At 73.1% G+C, this 17,191-nt stretch carries 12 protein-coding genes; 10 read left to right on the top strand and 2 right to left on the bottom strand.

The window, feature by feature from the left end; translation table 11 throughout:
• The first annotated feature begins 218 nt into the window (after positions 1-218).
• Entirely contained in the window at positions 219-3,947 is a 3,729-nt protein-coding gene (locus ACWD4A_RS24005) for a glycosyltransferase family 2 protein (protein ID WP_451197083.1), read from the top strand.
• Positions 3,944-5,530 (top strand): DUF5719 family protein, encoded by a 1,587-nt coding sequence (locus ACWD4A_RS24000; protein ID WP_451197081.1) that lies wholly within the window; start codon positions 3,944-3,946, stop codon positions 5,528-5,530. The genes ACWD4A_RS24005 and ACWD4A_RS24000 overlap by 4 nt, the downstream gene beginning before the upstream one ends.
• 61 nt (positions 5,531-5,591) lie before the next feature.
• Here the strand turns inward: ACWD4A_RS24000 and ACWD4A_RS23995 are convergent, their stop codons facing one another.
• On the bottom strand, positions 5,592-6,101 hold the full coding sequence (locus tag ACWD4A_RS23995) for a metallopeptidase family protein (protein ID WP_451197080.1): 510 nt from the start codon (positions 6,099-6,101) through the stop codon (positions 5,592-5,594).
• Between the two features lie 257 nt (positions 6,102-6,358).
• Between ACWD4A_RS23995 and ACWD4A_RS23990 the strand changes: the two genes are divergently transcribed.
• From ACWD4A_RS23990 to ACWD4A_RS23965, 6 genes are all read left to right on the top strand, one after another.
• A complete protein-coding gene (locus ACWD4A_RS23990) occupies positions 6,359-6,814 on the top strand; it encodes a DUF3499 domain-containing protein (RefSeq protein ID WP_451197078.1) in 456 nt (151 codons plus the stop codon).
• Positions 6,815-6,932: 118 nt separating this feature from the next.
• Positions 6,933-8,294, top strand: a complete 1,362-nt coding sequence (locus ACWD4A_RS23985) for a phosphomannomutase/phosphoglucomutase (protein WP_451197076.1) — start codon at positions 6,933-6,935, stop codon at positions 8,292-8,294.
• A gap of 139 nt (positions 8,295-8,433) precedes the next feature.
• Entirely contained in the window at positions 8,434-8,613 is a 180-nt protein-coding gene (locus ACWD4A_RS23980; RefSeq protein ID WP_451197075.1) for a Trm112 family protein, read from the top strand.
• 68 nt (positions 8,614-8,681) lie between these two features.
• Positions 8,682-9,836, top strand: a complete 1,155-nt coding sequence (locus ACWD4A_RS23975) for an SIS domain-containing protein (RefSeq protein WP_451197115.1) — start codon at positions 8,682-8,684, stop codon at positions 9,834-9,836.
• Between the two features lie 125 nt (positions 9,837-9,961).
• The gene (gene manA, locus ACWD4A_RS23970; protein WP_451197074.1) at positions 9,962-11,170 is read left to right on the top strand and encodes a mannose-6-phosphate isomerase, class I; all 1,209 of its coding nucleotides are present in this window, start codon (positions 9,962-9,964) and stop codon (positions 11,168-11,170) included.
• On the top strand, positions 11,167-12,135 hold the full coding sequence (locus ACWD4A_RS23965) for a cation diffusion facilitator family transporter (RefSeq protein WP_451197073.1): 969 nt from the start codon (positions 11,167-11,169) through the stop codon (positions 12,133-12,135). Before manA ends, ACWD4A_RS23965 begins: the two co-directional genes overlap by 4 nt.
• A 111-nt stretch (positions 12,136-12,246) precedes the next feature.
• Here ACWD4A_RS23965 and ACWD4A_RS23960 read toward each other — a convergent pair whose 3' ends face one another.
• Positions 12,247-14,232: a fructose-specific PTS transporter subunit EIIC gene (locus tag ACWD4A_RS23960; RefSeq protein WP_451197072.1), complete on the bottom strand. Its 1,986-nt coding sequence runs from the start codon at positions 14,230-14,232 to the stop codon at positions 12,247-12,249.
• A gap of 383 nt (positions 14,233-14,615) precedes the next feature.
• Here ACWD4A_RS23960 and ahcY point away from each other — a divergent pair, with 383 nt between their 5' ends.
• Both ahcY and ACWD4A_RS23950 read left to right on the top strand, forming a co-directional pair.
• Entirely contained in the window at positions 14,616-16,073 is a 1,458-nt protein-coding gene (ahcY, locus tag ACWD4A_RS23955; RefSeq protein WP_451197071.1) for an adenosylhomocysteinase, read from the top strand.
• A gap of 99 nt (positions 16,074-16,172) precedes the next feature.
• A complete protein-coding gene (locus ACWD4A_RS23950; RefSeq protein ID WP_451197070.1) occupies positions 16,173-16,787 on the top strand; it encodes a hypothetical protein in 615 nt (204 codons plus the stop codon).
• The last annotated feature ends 404 nt before the right edge of the window (positions 16,788-17,191 follow it).

The following is a 17,191-nucleotide window of genomic DNA, read 5'->3' as shown; positions in this document are numbered from 1 at the left end:
ATGGACGGTCCTATTGAAGGCCGCCGAACGGAAATAGCAACGCACCTTCCCGATCCCTCCTGAAGCGGAGGCCCGGGGCCCGGGGCACGGCCCCGGCGGCGGGAAGGAACCGGCAGGGGAAAAACCCACCCCCGGACAGGCCCTAGTGTGGTCGCACAGCGAACCGCAGTCCTCCGGGGGGCGACCCCCGGATCCCCGGCCGGAGGGCCCGAACCTCGATGTCCGTGCACAGCAATTCGGCGGCCCACAACCCGGCCACCTCTGCCACCTTCGACCCCGCCGTACCCCCGGCATTCCCCCGCCACGTCGTCACCGCCGTCATCGTCGCCCACGACGGCGCGCGCTGGCTGCCCGACGCGCTCGCCGGGCTCCTCGGGCAGGAACGGCCCGTCCAGAGCGCCGTCGGCGCCGACACCAGCAGTACCGACGACTCCGCGCGGCTGCTCACCGAGGCCCTCGGCGCCGACCGCGTCCTGCACCTCGCCCGCCGCGCCGGATTCGGCGCCGCCGTCGACGAGGCCGTCCGCTCGGTCCCCGCACCGGACCCCGAGGAGCTCCCGTACCTGCGCCGCTCCAGCGGCTGGGACCCCGTCAGCCGCAGCTGGCGCGAGGACGGCTACGACCAGACCGGCCGTGCCGACCACCGCCACGACGACCTCGACCCCGTCCAGTGGCTGTGGCTCCTCCACGACGACTGCGCCCCCGACCCCGGCGCCCTGCACGAGCTCCTGCGCGTCGCCGACGCCGAACCGGACGCCGCCGTCATCGGACCCAAGCTGCGCAGCTGGTACGACCGCAGGCAGCTGCTGGAGGTCGGCGTCTCCATCGCCCGCAGCGGCCGCCGCTGGACCGGGCTGGAGCGCCGCGAGCAGGACCAGGGCCAGCACGACCAGATCCGGCCCGTGCTGTCCGTGTCCACCGCGGGCATGCTCATCCGCCGCGACGTCTACGAACAGCTCGGCGGCTTCGACCCCCGGCTGCCGCTCATGCGTGACGACGTCGACCTCTGCTGGCGCGCCCACGCCGCCGGACACCGCGTCCTCGTCGCCCCCGACGCCGTCCTGCGGCACGCCGAGGCCGCCGCCCGCGAACGCCGCCCCGTCGACTGCGCGGGCCGCTCCGCCGTGAACCCGCACCGCGTCGACAAGGCCGGAGCGGTCTACACCCTCCTCGCCAACACCCGCGGCCCCCTCCTGCCCTACGTCATGTTCCGGCTGGTCCTCGGCACCCTGCTGCGGACCCTCGGCTACCTCCTCGGCAAGGCCCCCGGACAGGCACTCGACGAACTCACCGGCCTCTTCGGCACCCTGCTGCGCCCCGGCAGGCTCGGCGCCGCCCGCAAACGGCGCGGCACGCCCGCCGTCGCCGCGAGCGAGCTGAGACCCCTCTTCCCGCCACCCGGCGCCACCGTCCGGGCCACCGTCGAGCAGCTCGCGAGCAACCTCGGCGGCCGCTCGGAGGCCGACCTCTCCTCCGCCGGACGCCACGGCGCCGTCGAATCCGGACCCGGCGGCGACGACGCGGACTTCCTGGAGGTCGAGCAGTTCACCCGGCTGAAGCGCGTCGCCCGGAAACCGGCCCCCGTCCTCTTCGCCCTCCTGCTGCTCGTCTCGCTGATCGCCTGCCGCGGCCTGTTCGGCGGCGGATCGCTGTCCGGCGGCGCTCTGCTGCCCGCCCCCGACGGCGTCTCCGACCTCTGGGCGCGCTACACCGACGGCTGGCACCCGGTCGGTATCGGCGACACCGGCGGCGCACCGCCCTACCTGGCGGTCCTCGCCGCACTGGGCACGCTCTTCCTCGGCTCCACCGGCTTCACCCTCACCCTGCTGCTGGTCTGCTCGGTGCCGCTGGCCGGACTCACCGCCTACTTCGCCTCCCGCCCGCTGGTCTCCTCGCGCCTCCTGCGGGCCTGGGCGAGCATCGCCTACGCCTTCCTGCCCGCGGCCACCGGCGCCCTCGCCACCGGCAGGCTCGGCACCGCCGTCCTCGCGATCCTGCTGCCGCTCATGGCCCGCGCCGCCGTGGCCGCCACCGGGCTCCGGGTCCCCGGCGCACGCCCCACCTGGCGCGCCTCCTGGACGTACGCGCTCCTACTCACGGTCACCACCGCCTTCACCCCGGTCGTCTGGCCGCTCGCCGTCGTCCTCGGACTCGGCGCGCTCGCCCAGCACGCCGTCCGCGGCGGCGGCGCCCGGCTGGCCGTCCACGGGCCGCGCTTCCTCGCCGTCGTCCTCACCCCGCTCGTCGCCCTCGCACCTTGGTCGCCGGGGCTGCTCACCCACCCCGGCCGCTTCCTCGACGAGGCGGGCATCGACTACGGCCACGGCACCACCGCGCCGTGGCAGCTGCTCGCGGGCGACCCCGGCGGCCCCAAGACCTTCGGCGGGCTGCTGTTCATCGGCGTCGTCCTGGCCGCGCTCGCCGCCCTGCTGCGCGCCGACCGGGCGCGCGCGGTCCGCACCGCGTGGACGGCCGCGCTCGCCGCCCTCCTCTGCGCCGTGCTCGCCAACCACTCGGGCTGGGCCGGTCCGGCCACCCTCGTCTACTGCCTGGCGCTCGTCGCCGCGGCCGTCGTGGGCGCCGAGGGCGCGCGCGGCCGGGTCGCCGCGAGCAGCTTCGGCTGGCGGCAGCCGGCCGCCGTCCTCGTCGCCCTCGCCGCGGCCCTGGGCCCGGTGACCGCCGCCGTCGTGTGGATGGCGGGCGGCGCCGACGGACCCCTGCAGCGGCGCTCCCCGGAGCAGGTGCCGGCCTTCGTCGCCGAGGAGGCGGGCACCCGCGACCAGGCCCGCACCCTGGTGCTCGGCGGCACCGCCGGCCACGTCAGTTACAGCCTCGTCCGGGGCTCCGGCGCCCGCATGGGCGACGCCGAGACCGCCGCGGCCGCGGGTGGCGACAAGAAGCTCGACTCCGTGGTCGCAGGGCTCGTCGCGGGCTCCGGCGCCGACCAGGCGGGCCTCCTCGCCGACTACGCCGTCGGCTACGTGCTCGTGCGCGACAGCGCCCCCGGTTCCATGAGCCGGGTCCTGGACACCACCCCCGGCCTCACCCGGCTCAGTCAGCAGGACAACAGCTCGCTGTGGCGGGTCGACCGCCAGGCCGCCCGCGTCACCATCACCGCGGGCACCCAGAAGGACGCCGTGCAGCAGTCCGCCCCGGTGGCGGTCGCGGCCGGACCCGTCGAGGCGCACACGACCATCCCGGACGGCCCCCAGGGCCGCGTGCTGCGGATCGCCGACAAGGCCGCACCCGGCTGGCAGGCCACCCTCAACGGCCACGCCCTCAAGGGCACCACGGTCGACGGCTGGGCCCAGGGCTTCCAACTGCCCGCCGACGGCGGAAAGCTGTCCCTCACCTACCAGGCGCCCCTGACGCACACCGTGTGGACGTGGACCCAGGGACTGCTCGCAGCCGTCCTCGTGGTGCTCGCCCTCCCCGGCCGCCGCCGCGAGATCGACGACGACCTGCCGGAGGGCGCCGCGGCGGCCGCTGTGGCCGAGCCCGCGGCGCCGTCCGTACCCGCGCAGCCCCAGGCGGGCGAGGGACGCCGTGCCCGCCGCCTGCGCGCCGCGGCGGAGGCCGAGAAGCCGACCGCTCCCGCGGCACCCGAACCGCCCGCCGCCGCGCAACCGGCCGACCCGTACGCGCAGCAGACGGCCGACCCCTACGCGGCCGTCCCGCAACAGCAGCAGTACGAGCAGTGGACCGACGCCCAGACGTACCAGGCGTACGGCCAGCAGCCGTACCAACAGGGCGCCTACGACGGCACCTACGACGGCGCGTACCAGCAGCAGGACGGCGTGTACGGCCAGCAGGGGCACTACCCGGCGGACCCGTACGCGGCGGGCCCGTACGACCCGTACGGCTACGGCCAGCAGCAGCCCTACGACACCACGTACGGCAACGGCGACGGTCACCACCAGCACCGCGACGGGAGCGAACAGCAGTGAAGCGCACGACCCTGTCCCTGTTCGGCGCCGTGGCGGCGCTCGCGGCCGTCACGGGTGTCGCCGTGCTCGAGGCTCCGGCGGGCACCGCCGGTCCGTCCGGCGGTGCCGCCGCCAAGGCACCGGTCAGGCTGCCCGTCGAGCGCTCCATGCGGCTCTGCCCGGCGCCGACGTCGTCGGACGTGGGGGAGACCACGTACACGGCGTTCACCCCGGCGGGCGGGACCGGCCGCGCGGGGACGCGCAAGGCGACGGCCGACCTGCTGGCGGCCTCCGGGCCCGCGGCGCCCCCCGCCAAGAGCGACGCCAAGGACGGCAAGAGCGACGGCAAGAACGACAGCAAGGGCGACGGCAAGAAGAAGGACGACAAGAGCGGCGTGGTCGCGGCCGGCGCGAACGTGCTGTCCCTGAAGGAGCCCGGGAAGCCCGTCACCGCCACCACGGACCGCTCGGACGCCCCCGCCCTCATCGGCACGGCCGACAGCGCTCTCGCCCCCGGCTGGACCGTGCAGCAGAGCACCGTGGTCAGCGCGGGCAGCGGACGCGGACTGCACGGGCTGACGTGCACGGCGCCGGACACGTCCTTCTGGTTCCCCGGCGCGAGCACCGCCAAGAGCCGCCAGGACTACGTCCACCTGACCAACCCGGACAGCACCCCGGCCGTCGTCGACCTGGAGATGTACGGCAAGGACGGCCGGATCAAGGCGGCCGCCGGCGAGGGCATCAACATCCCGCCGCGCTCCACCGTCCCGGTGCTCCTGTCGACCCTCACGGACGCGCCCGAGGAGAACGCGACGCTCCATGTGGCCGCCCGTTCCGGCCGGGTGGGGGCCGGGCTCCAGGCGTCCGACGAGAAGCTGGGCGGCGACTGGCTGCCGCCGTCCGCCGACGCGTCCCCGGACGCCGTGCTCCCGGGCATCCCGGCCGACGCCACGTCCGTCCGGCTCGTCGTCTTCGCCCCCGGAACGGACGACGCCGACCTGAAACTGCGCTTCGCCGGGGCCAACAGCGCGATCACTCCCGCAGGGCACGAGACCCTGCACGTCAAGAGCGGCATGACGGCGGCCGTCGACCTCGGGGACGTCACCAAGGGGGAGGCGGGTTCGCTGCTGCTGACCGCCGACGGCAGCAGGACGCCGGTCGTGGCCGCCCTGCGGGTCACCCGCGGCAAGGACGACAAGCAGGAGACGGCGTTCGTCCCCGCCACCGCGCCGGTCGACCGGCGCGGCACCGTCGCCGACAACCGCGCCAAGAGCAGCACCCTGGCCCTGGTCGCGCCCGGCAAGGAGGCGGCACAGGTGAAGGTGACCTCCTCGGCGGGCAGCGAGGGCGGCACGGCCGTCAGCAAGACGTACACCGTCAAGCCCGGTACGACACTGACGGTGGAACCTCCGGAGCCGTCCGGGGCGAAGGGCGCCTACGCGGTGACCGTGGAGAAGGTCTCCGGCGGCCCGGTGCACGCCTCCCGCATGCTCGCCCTCCCGAAGGACGGCGTCCCCATGTTCACGATCCAGCCCGTCCCGGACGACCGCTCGACGGTGGCGGTCCCCGAGGCGGGACAGGACCTGTCGATGCTGAACCGCTGAACCGCTGAACCGCTGAACCGCTGAAGTCCGGCCGGCCGGCCGGACCGGTGGAGGAGGCCGGTCAGTCCTCGCCGTACCGCGGGTCGACCGACTCCGGTGCCAGCCCGAGGAGTTCGGCCACCTGCTCCACCACGACCTCGTGCACCAGCATCGCCCGCTCGTCCCGCGTCTTCGTGCGGATCTCCACCGGCCGCCGGTAGACCACGATCCGGTCCGGGGCGTCGCCGTGCGCGGCGACGTACCGTCCGAGCGGCACGGACTCGCCGTCGAACGGGAAGACGTCCAGACCGTCGGGGTCGCTCACGGTGGCACCCTCCTCGCCGAGGGTGACCGGCACCTCCCGCACGACGAAGTCGACCGCCGACAACTGCGGCCAGAGCCGCTCCAGCCGCTCCGCCGAGTCGTGCACCAGGTCGACGAACGCCTCACCGCGGCTGACCGACAGCGGCACTTGGGGCGGTGCGATCGGTCCGCGCATGCCGCGTCCGTGGCGGTCGCGGTGGCGCGGCCGCGGGCTGCCGGGGCTGGGGGAGCCCCCGGTGGTGGCCGGAGGAGGTACGGGGCTGTCCATCACTCCCGAGGGTATCCGCCGGCCGGCCCCGCGCACGTAGTGGTCGCATATCCGCCGAATGTCGCCCGATGCACATTTCGGTCACCTCTGCGATCATTTACGGCCACCTGGCGGACCGGGGCCTGTCCGTTGAAGCACTCTGTGAAGACAGCTTGCTGACAGATTTCCTTGTCCGGAAAGTCCGTCACCGCGGCCTCCGTGCAGGTCAACAGGGCGGTGCGGAAGCGGCGTCCACAGGGCGAACCAGGACGACACGGATGAGTGAGCGGGGGGTGAGTCGTCGCGGACCGCTCAAGAGTGCGGTACCGTCCAACCTCGTGAGCCCTGTACGTCGCTGTTCGCGCACTGCGTGCGGCCGCCCGGCCGTCGCGACGCTGACGTACGTCTACGCCGATTCGACCGCCGTTCTCGGACCGCTCGCCACCTACGCCGAGCCCCACTGCTACGACCTGTGCGCCGAGCACTCCGAGCGGCTGACCGCGCCCCGCGGCTGGGACGTGGTCCGGCTCGCCCTCGACAGCGGCCCCGCCCGCCCCAGCGGCGACGACCTCGAAGCGCTGGCCAACGCCGTGCGTGAAGCGGCCCGCCCGCAGGAGCGGGTCGCCGGACAGGGCGGCGCCCCCGGGGCCGTGGGCCCCAACGGCCGTGAGGCCGACCCGATGGAGGTCGCCCGCCGAGGCCACCTCAGGGTGCTGCGCTCACCCGACTCCTGACGCCCCGGCGGCTCCGGCCCCGCGTCAACGCCCGTCCACCCGCTCGTCCGATACCCGGATTGTCAGTGCCTCCGGGTAGCTTTGTGTCGACCGTTCAGGATTCCAGGAGGGGTTGGCCGTGGCTGATCTGTCGCAGCTCGTGAAGGCGTACGACGTCCGCGGGGTCGTGCCCGACCAGTGGGACGAGCCGCTGGCCGAACTGTTCGGCGCCGCCTTCGCCCAGGTCACCGGTGCGGATGCGATCGTGACCGGGCACGACATGCGCCCCTCCTCGCCCGGTTTGTCCCGGGCCTTCGCACGGGGCGCCGCGGCCCTCGGCGTCGACGTCACCGAGATCGGGCTCTGCTCGACCGACGAACTGTATTTCGCCAGCGGCGCGCTCGGCCTGCCCGGCGCGATGTTCACCGCCTCGCACAACCCCGCGCAGTACAACGGCATCAAGATGTGCCGCGCCAACGCGGCGCCCATCGGCCAGGACACCGGCCTCGCCGACATCCGCGCCCTCGTCGAGGCGTGGGCGGAGACCGGCACGGCGCCCGCACCGGCCGCCGCCCCCGGCACGATCACCGAGCGGGACGTGCTCGGTGACTACGCGGCACACCTGCGCGGCCTCGTCGACCTGTCCGGCATCCGCCCGTTGAAGGTCGTGGTGGACGCGGGCAACGGCATGGGCGGGCACACCGTCCCCACCGTCCTCGCCGGCCTCCCCGTCGAACTCGACGCCCTGTACTTCGAGTTGGACGGCACCTTCCCCAACCACGAGGCGAACCCCCTCGACCCGAAGAACCTCGTCGACCTCCAGGCGCGCGTGCGCGAAGTCGGCGCCGACCTCGGCCTCGCCTTCGACGGCGACGCCGACCGCTGCTTCGTCGTCGACGAGAAGGGCGACCCGGTCTCCCCGTCCGCGATCACCGCCCTGGTCGCCGCCCGCGAGCTCGCCAAGCACCCCGGCGGCACGGTCATCCACAACCTGATCACCTCCTGGTCCGTCCCGGAGGTCGTCGAGGAGAACGGCGGCAAGGCCGTCCGCACCCGCGTGGGCCACTCCTTCATCAAGCAGGAGATGGCCCGCACCGGCGCGATCTTCGGCGGCGAGCACTCCGCGCACTACTACTTCCGCGACTTCTGGAACGCCGACACCGGCATGCTCGCCGCCATGCACGTCCTCGCCGCGCTCGGCGGCCAGGACGGCTCCCTGTCGCAGTTGGTCGCCCAGTACGACCGCTACGCCGCCTCCGGCGAGATCAACAGCACCGTCGCCGACCAGGCGGGCCGCGCCGCCGCGGTCAAGGCCGCGTACGCGGACCTGGAGGGCGCCGAGCTCGACGAGCTCGACGGCCTCACCGTCACCACCCGCGACTGGTGGTTCAACCTCCGGGCGTCCAACACGGAGCCGCTCCTCCGCCTGAACGTGGAGGCCCGCGACGCCGCCACGGTCGCCCGGGTGCGGGACGAGGTCCTCGCCGTCGTCCGCGCGTAGGCCGCGGGCCCGGACCGTCCGCGCCGCCCGCGCGCGGGAGTCCACCGCGGGCGGCCACGGCCCGTACCGACCTGCGGCAGCGGGACGTGGCGAGCGACTACCCTGGCCGCACAAGGACGTACACCGAAAGGGAACCCCCATGCCGCTCGAAGCCGGTCTCCTGGAGATCCTCGCCTGCCCGGAGTGCCACGCACCCCTCCACGAGGAGACCGAGCCCGCCCACGAGCTGGTGTGCGAGAGCAAGAGCTGCGGCCTGGCCTACCCCGTGCGCGACGGCATCCCCGTCCTGCTCGTGGACGAGGCCCGGCGCCCCTCCTGACCCGTCCGCCCGGCCAGGCCCACACCCGTACGGCGTACGCCACGGCAATCGGAGGCTGATCAACGGTGTTGTTCGACGAGTCGCTCCTCGATGACCCCGAAGCCCTCTCCCGCGCCGATCTGTACGGCCTCCTGCGCGGCGCCGCCGAATCCGGCGCCCGGGTCCGCACGGCCGCCCGCAACGCGGCCGAAGCGGGCGTCGCCGCGCTCAGGCCGGACGGCCGCCCGCGCGCCGTCCTCGTCGCCGGGCCCGCGCCCGCCGCGGGCTGCACCGCCGACCTGCTCACCGCCCTCGCCGGCGGCAGCGCCCCGGTCACCCTGATCCGGCCCACCGGCGTCGCGCCCGCGCCCGGCGCCCTGCGCTGGACGCTCCCCGGCTGGACGGGCCCGCTGGACCTGCTGCTCGTCGCCAGCCCGGACGGCACCGAACCGGGCCTCGCGATCCTGCTGGAGCAGGCGTACCGCCGCGGCTGCTCCGTCGTCTGCGTCACCCCGGAGGGCACCCCCCTCGCCGACGCCACCGAGCAGGCCCGCGGCCTGACGATCCCCCTGACCACCGCCCCGGGCGAGAACCGCTCCGGGCCCGCCGAGCCGACGGCCGACAAGGCGCTGCCCATCGGCCCCGGTCTCCTCTGGTCCCTGGTCACCCCCCTGCTCGCGCTCACCGACCGCATCGGCCTGCTCGCCGCCGACCCGGCCGGGGTCGAGTCCCTCGCCGACCGGCTCGACCAGGTCGCCGAGCGCTGCGGCCCCGCCATCGCCACCTACAGCAACCCCGCCAAGACCCTGGCCGCCGAGCTCGCGGGCACCCTCCCGCTGATCTGGGCGGAGGGCGACCTCGCGGGCGCGGTCGGCAGGCACTTCGCGATGGTCCTCGCCGCACTCGCGGGCCGCCCGGCGCTCGCCGCCGAGCTCCCCGAGGCACTCACCGCGCACGGCACCCTGCTCGCCGGGGACTTCGCGGCGGGCGCCGACCCGGAGGACTTCTTCCGCGACCGCGTCGAGGACCCCGAGGCCCTGCACGCGCGCGTGGTGCTGCTCCGCGAACGCGAGCCGGACGTCGCCTCACCGGCCTCCGCCGCCCGCGAACTCGCGCTCTCCCGCGACACCCCCATCAGCGAGCTGGAGGCCACCGCGGGCGGCACGCCCCTGGAGACCGCCGCGGAGCTGCTCGCCATCACCGATTTCGCCGCCGTCTACCTGGCGCTCGCCTCCACCCCGTAGAGCCTGTAAAACCCATAAAACCCGTAGAACTCGCAGAAACGACTTCATCCCCAGCAACGACGTGGGCCGCGACAGCGCCGCGGCAGGCCGGACACCAGCCGTACGACCCAGTCAGGAACCGCCTCATGGACCGCCTCGCCAATACCGTGCGCCCCTACGCCTGGGGCTCCACCACCGCGATCCCCGAGCTGCTCGGCACCACCCCCACCGGCGCGCCGCAGGCGGAGCTGTGGCTGGGCGCCCACCCCGCCGCCCCCTCCCGCGTCGACCGAGGGGACGGCCCCCGCCCCCTCTGCGACACCATCGCCGCCGACCCCGAGGGCGAGCTCGGCGCCGAGGCCGTACGCCGCTTCGGGCCCCGGCTGCCGTTCCTCCTCAAACTCCTCGCCGCCGCCTCCCCGCTCTCCCTCCAGGTCCACCCCGACCTCGACCGGGCCAGGGCCGGATTCGCCGAGGAAGAGGCCCGTGGCATCCCCGCCGACGCCCCGCACCGCACCTACCGGGACGCCAACCACAAACCCGAACTGCTCTGCGCGCTCACCCCCTTCGAGGGGCTCTGCGGCTTCCGCGCGCCCGCCGGTACGGCCGGTCTGCTCGCCGCCCTGGAGGTCGACTCCCTCAAGCCGTACGTCGACCTCCTGCACGCCCAGCCCGAAGCGGACGCCCTGCGCGAGGTCCTCACCGCCGTCCTGACCGCCGAGCACTCCGCCCTCGCCGAGACCGTCCACGAGGCCGCCGTCGCGGCCGCACGGCTCGCCGCCGAGGACGGCCCGCACCGCGCCGCGTACGCCGCCTACGCCTCGATCGCCCACCACTACCCCGGCGACCCCGGCGTCATCGCCGCCATGCTCCTCAACCACGTACGCCTCAACCCCGGCGAGGCCCTCTACCTCGGCGCGGGCGTCCCCCACGCCTACCTCGACGGCCTCGGCGTCGAAATCATGGCCAACTCGGACAACGTGCTGCGCTGCGGCCTCACCCCGAAGCACATCGACGTGCCCGAACTGCTCCGCGTCGTCCGCTTCGAGGCCACCGACGCCGCCGTCCTCCGCCCCGAGGCCGACGCGGGCGGCGAGGAGGTCTACGCGACGCCCGTCGACGAATTCCGCCTCTCCCGCCACGTCTTCGCCCCCGCGTCCGAGACCCCCGCCACCCTTGTCCCCGGCAGCCCCCAGATCCTCCTGTGCACCTCCGGCACCGCCGTCCTGCGCGCCGCCGACGGCACCGAGCTGGCGCTCCGCCGAGGCGATTCGGCGTACCTACGGGCCGACGAGCGCGCCGAACTCACCGGCGACGACGCCACCGTCTTCCGCGCCACGGTCGCCGTCCGATGAGCGCGTCGGGCGGGACCAGGGCCATCGTCGCCGCGCTGGGCGCCAACCTGGCCATCGCCGTGGCCAAGTTCGTGGCCTTCGCGTTCAGCGGCTCGTCGTCGATGCTCGCCGAAGGAGTGCACTCGGTCGCCGACTCCGGCAATCAGGCGCTGCTCCTGCTCGGCGGCAGGAAGGCGGAGAGGAAGGCGAGCGAGGAGCACCCCTTCGGCTACGGCCGGGAGCGCTACGTCTACGGATTCCTCGTCTCCATCGTGCTGTTCACCATCGGCGGCGTCTTCGCGCTGTACGAGGGCTACGAGAAGATCAGGGCGCCGCACGAGCTGGAGAACTGGTACTGGCCGGTCGGCGTGCTCGTCTTCGCCGTCGTCGCGGAGGGCTTCTCCTTCCGTACGGCCATCAAGGAGTCCAACGCGCTGCGCGGCAAGCAGTCCTGGGGCGCCTTCGTGCGCACCGCCAAGGCACCCGAGCTGCCCGTCGTCCTCCTGGAGGACTTCGGCGCGCTCGTCGGCCTCGTCCTCGCCCTGTGCGGCGTCGGCCTGACCCTCGCCACCGGCGACGGCGTGTGGGACGGCGTCGGCACCCTCTGCATCGGCGTCCTGCTCGTCCTCATCGCACTGGTCCTGGCCGCCGAGACCAAGTCCCTCCTGCTCGGCGAGGCCGCCGGACCGGAACAGATCGCCCGGATCCGCGCCGCCGCCGTCGACGGCGGGACGGTGACCGACGTCATCCACATGCGGACCCTCCACCTCGGCCCCGAGGAACTCCTCGTCGCCGCCAAGATCGCCGTGCGGCACGACGACACCGCCGCGGAGGTCGCCCGCGCGATCGACGCGGCGGAGTCGCGTATCCGTGCCGCGGTCCCGATCGCGCGCGTCATCTACCTCGAACCGGACATCTACTCGGAGGAAGCGGCAGCCGCGGGCGAGGACCCGGCGGCAACGCCGGGGGGTCCGGCCCGCCACTGAGCGATTGCCGCCGGGTCGCCGCCGGGTCGGTGCCGGGGCCCGGCCGAAGGCCGGGGGAGGCGACGGCGGGCCGGACGGGAATCACTCCCTGCCCAGCGGCGAGCGCACCCCTTACGAGATCTCCCCGAGCACCCCCATGATCGCCCCACGGTCCTCCGGCACGGCCAGCAACCGATCCCGGAACCCCGAATCCATCAACTTCCGCGACAACGTCGCGAGAATCCGCAGGTGTTCATCCCCGGCCGCGGCCGACGGCACGGCGATCATGAAGATCAGCCGGGCCGACGTACCGTCCAGCGCCCCCCACTCGATCCCCTCCGCGGACCGGGCGAACCCCACCACCGGCCCCGACACCGCGTCCGTCTTCGCATGGGGAATGGCGATCGACTCCCCGAGCCCGGTCGTGCCCAGTTCCTCCCGCGCGAGCGCGGCGGCGACCAGCCCATCGACGTCCGTCACCTTCCCGGAGGCGGTCAGCAGCTCCGCCATCTCGCGGATCGCCGCCTCCTTGGAGGTCGCGGCGAGCTCCGGCCGTACGGTCCGCTCGGTGAGACAACCGGAGAGTGCGGAAGGGGCGCCCGCCGGGGGAGAAGCCTCTCCCGCAGGTGCGGGTGGCGTGGGAGGGGCGGTCGTCGTCCCTGAGGCGCCTCCCAGGGACATCAGGGTCACGGTGGCCAGCGCCGTCACCGCCATGCCGACGGCGATGGCGACGAAGAACATCGGCACCCCGCCGACCGCGCCCAGCACGGCCACGATCGGCCCGCCGTGCGGCACGTTGTCCTTCACCGCGGCGAGCCCCGCCACGGCACCCGCCACCGCGCCGCCGAGCATATTGGCCGGGATCACCCGGGCCGGGCGGGCGGCGGCGAACGGGATGGCGCCTTCCGTGATCCCGAAGAAGCCCATGAACAGCGCCGCCAGGCCCGTCTCCCGCTCCTGGTCGGTGAACATCCGGCGCCGCAGCAGCGTCGCCAGCCCCTGCCCGAGCGGCGGCACCGGAATGGCCGCGGCGCACATCCCCATGATCTCGGGGTTCTTGGAGACCAGGCCCGCGCCGAAGAGGAAGGCCGTCTTGTTGACCGGCCCGCCCATGTCGAAAGCGATCATGAGGCCCAGCAGTACGCCGAGCAGCGCCGCGCTCGCCCCCGTCAGCCCGCCCAGCCAACTCGTCAGATGCGCGAAGACCCAGGAGATCGGCCGGCCGATGACATAGATGAAGAACAGCCCCAGCACCGTCGTCGAGACGATCGGGATCACGATGACCGGCATGATCGGCCGGACGAACCTGGGGACCTCGATCTTCTTGAGCCAGCGGACCAGATATCCGGCCAGGAACCCGGTGGCGATCGCCCCGATGAAGCCCGCGCCCGCCTTGCTGTCGTACAGCTCGCCGTGGCTCGCGATCCAGCCGCCCACCATGCCGGGCACCAGCGCGGGCCGGTCCCCGATCGCATAGGCGATATAGCCCGAGAGGATCGGGATCATCAGGGTGAAGCCGATGGTCCCGATGTCGTTGACGTGCCGCCAGAAAGGGTTGTCGAAGACGATCCCCTGCGGGGTGGTGTGCCCGCCCAGTGCCAGTGACACCGCGATCAGCAGCCCGCCGACGACCACGAACGGAATCATGTAGGAGACACCGTTCATCAGGGCCTTGTAGACGGCGCTGCGCTCCTTGCCACCGCCACCGCCCCCTACGGCCGTCGACGGCATCCCGCCCGCGCCCGCGCCTCCGGCACCCGCGTACACCGGCGCGCTCCGCACCCGCTCGATCAGCCGTTCCGGGTGGTGAATGCCCTCCGCCACCCCGACGGACAGCACCCTCTTGCCGGCGAAACGGCTCAGGTCGACGTCCTTGTCGGCGGCGACGATGATGCCGTCCGCCTCCCTGACATCGTTGTCAGTCAGCACGTTCTCCGCACCGATCGACCCCTGTGTCTCCACCTTCATCCGATGACCGAGCGCCTGGGCGGCCTGCGCCAGTTTCTCCGCCGCCATATAGGTGTGGGCGATACCGGTCGGGCATGCGGTCACCGCCAGCAGCCTGAGCCCCGGCCCCCTGACCCCCGCGCCCTCGGAAGGGTCGGCTGGACTGGTCACTTGGATCTCCTCACAGCTCGTCGTGCGCGGCAGCGCGCAGATCACTCGTGCCCCGCGCTGATCGCATCCTGCAACACCGGGCCCGCACAGGAAAAGGATCACAAGGCCCGGAGCCGGAACAGGGCCGGACGGGGCTGGGGTTCACCGGCACGATCGGTGTAGATTCGTGACCGAAGCCAGACGTCGCTGCTGATGGCGGTCGGGCGGCCCGCACGACGGACCGGCCGAGGGAGAGAGGGCCTCCGACGGACTGCGCTGCGGCCAGGGGACGGGTGTCTTCGGACGGGTGCGGACGCGCCTGCCGGTGCCGGTCGTCCCGGCAGTCCGGCCGCGTGCACAGCCGTACCCAATCCTCGCTCGCCCCTTCAGGAGGAGCAGCCCGTATGACCACCACCTCCACCGGTCAGGACTTCAAGGTCGCGGACCTGTCGCTGGCCGCTTTCGGTCGTAAGGAGATCACCCTCGCCGAGCACGAGATGCCCGGCCTGATGGCGATCCGCAAGGAGTACGCGGAGGCGCAGCCGCTGGCGGGCGCCCGGATCACCGGCTCGCTGCACATGACGGTGCAGACGGCCGTCCTCATCGAGACGCTGGTCGCGCTGGGTGCCCAGGTGCGCTGGGCGTCCTGCAACATCTTCTCCACCCAGGACCACGCGGCCGCGGCCATCGCCGTCGGCCCCGAGGGCACCCCGGAGAACCCGCAGGGCGTGCCCGTCTTCGCCTGGAAGGGCGAGACGCTGGAGGAGTACTGGTGGTGCACGGAGCAGGCGCTGACCTGGCCCGGCACCGCCACCGGCGGCCCGAACATGATCCTGGACGACGGCGGTGACGCCACCCTCCTGGTGCACAAGGGCGTCGAGTTCGAGAAGGCCGGCGCGGCCCCGGACCCGTCGACGGCGGACAGCGAGGAGTACGCCCAGATCCTCACGCTCCTCAACCGCACGCTGGGTGAGAGCCCGCAGAAGTGGACCCAGCTGGCGTCCGAGATCCGCGGCGTCACCGAGGAGACCACCACCGGCGTCCACCGCCTCTACGAGATGCAGCAGGCGGGCACGCTGCTCTTCCCGGCGATCAACGTGAACGACGCCGTCACCAAGTCGAAGTTCGACAACAAGTACGGCTGCCGCCACTCGCTGATCGACGGCATCAACCGCGCCACCGACGTCCTCATCGGCGGCAAGGTCGCGGTCGTCTGCGGCTACGGCGACGTGGGCAAGGGCTGCGCCGAGTCGCTGCGCGGCCAGGGCGCCCGCGTCATCGTCACCGAGATCGACCCGATCAACGCCCTCCAGGCGGCGATGGACGGCTTCCAGGTCACCACCCTGGACGAGGTCGTCGAGATCGCCGACATCTTCGTCACCACCACCGGCAACAAGGACATCATCATGGCCGCCGACATGGCCAAGATGAAGCACCAGGCCATCGTGGGCAACATCGGCCACTTCGACAACGAGATCGACATGGCGGGCCTGGCCAAGATCCCCGGCGTCGTCAAGGACGAGGTCAAGCCGCAGGTCCACACCTGGACCTTCCCGGACGGCAAGGTTCTGATCGTCCTCTCCGAGGGCCGTCTGCTGAACCTGGGCAACGCGACGGGCCACCCGTCCTTCGTGATGTCGAACTCCTTCGCGGACCAGACGCTGGCCCAGATCGAGCTCTTCACCAAGCCGGAGGCGTACCCCACCGACGTCTATGTGCTGCCGAAGCACCTGGACGAGAAGGTGGCCCGCCTCCACCTCGACGCGCTCGGCGTCAAGCTGACCACGCTCCGCCCGGAGCAGGCCGCCTACATCGGCGTCCCGGTCGAGGGCCCGTACAAGCCGGACCACTACCGCTACTGACAGCACTGCCGCGGCCGCTGACCGCGGCCACCGCAGAAGTCGGACAGGCCCCCGCCCTCCCCGGTGGGGGCCTGTCCCGTTCGCGCCAAGGACCCCACCATGCCTCGCGGCCGCTACTCCCTCCACGACCCGCACGACCACACCCCCCTAGGTGCGGAGCACTTCCACTGCGCCACCGGCCCCTCCGGCTGGCGCTACGTCTCCCAGCTCACCACCCCCTCCGGCGAGCACGCGGGCTCCGTCGACCTCACGCTCGACGACCTCGGCCGCCCGATCCGCGTCCAGCTCCACGCGGCGAGCTGGCAGGTGCGGGGCGCGGCGCTCGACGGCGTCACCTGGGTGCGTACCGACCCCACCGGCGAACACGCGCAGGAGGGCAACGTGGCCGCCCATGCCTTCAGCGGCGCCTCCCCGGCCTTCTACGTGGCCCTGTCCCGGCTGCTGCGACTGACACCCGGCGAGGGCGCGAAACGCGTCCGGCTCGTCGGCTTCACCGCCCCCGTGCTGGCTCCCCGCACCTTCGACCAGGCGTGGGCCCTGCTCGACAGGACAGCACACCCCACCGACAACGGTGTGCTGACCGTGGACGAGTACCAGGTCAGCGACCTGGAGACAGGGGAGCAGCACTCGGTCCACCTGGCCGGGGACGTGGTCCTCGCGGCACCGGGCGTGGAGCTGGAGGAGCTCGAAAGCCCGCCGTCGTCGTTCACCTGACCGAGGGAGGGGCACAAGGCGGGCACCGACCGCCCCCGACGGCCCCAGGCCGATGTGCGCGAGGGCGCGCTGGCCTGGTACTGTCCTCTTCGCCTCACAAAACCTGTTGACACGGGTCGCGTGAGGAGGTAGATTCGAACGGTTGCCGGGGAGCTGGACAGCTCACCCCGTGACAGTTAGAATCTAAATCGCTTCGGCGGCGGATTGAATTCGCCCGGAGCAATCCCGACCCTTTATGGGAAGCGAAAAGGCCGATTAGCTCGGCCGAAGCACTTCTGATAAAGTCGGTCAAGCCGGAAAGCGAAAGCAAGAAGGCAAACCCCGCTCCAACAGGGGGCCGGAAACGGAATTCGGGCCGGAAACGGGCCGGGAAACGGATCTGGTAAGGTTGGAAACAACGAAGG

It is taken from the genome of Streptomyces sp. NPDC002537, from assembly GCF_053594975.1.
This window is presented reverse-complemented; position numbering and strand designations above follow the sequence as displayed.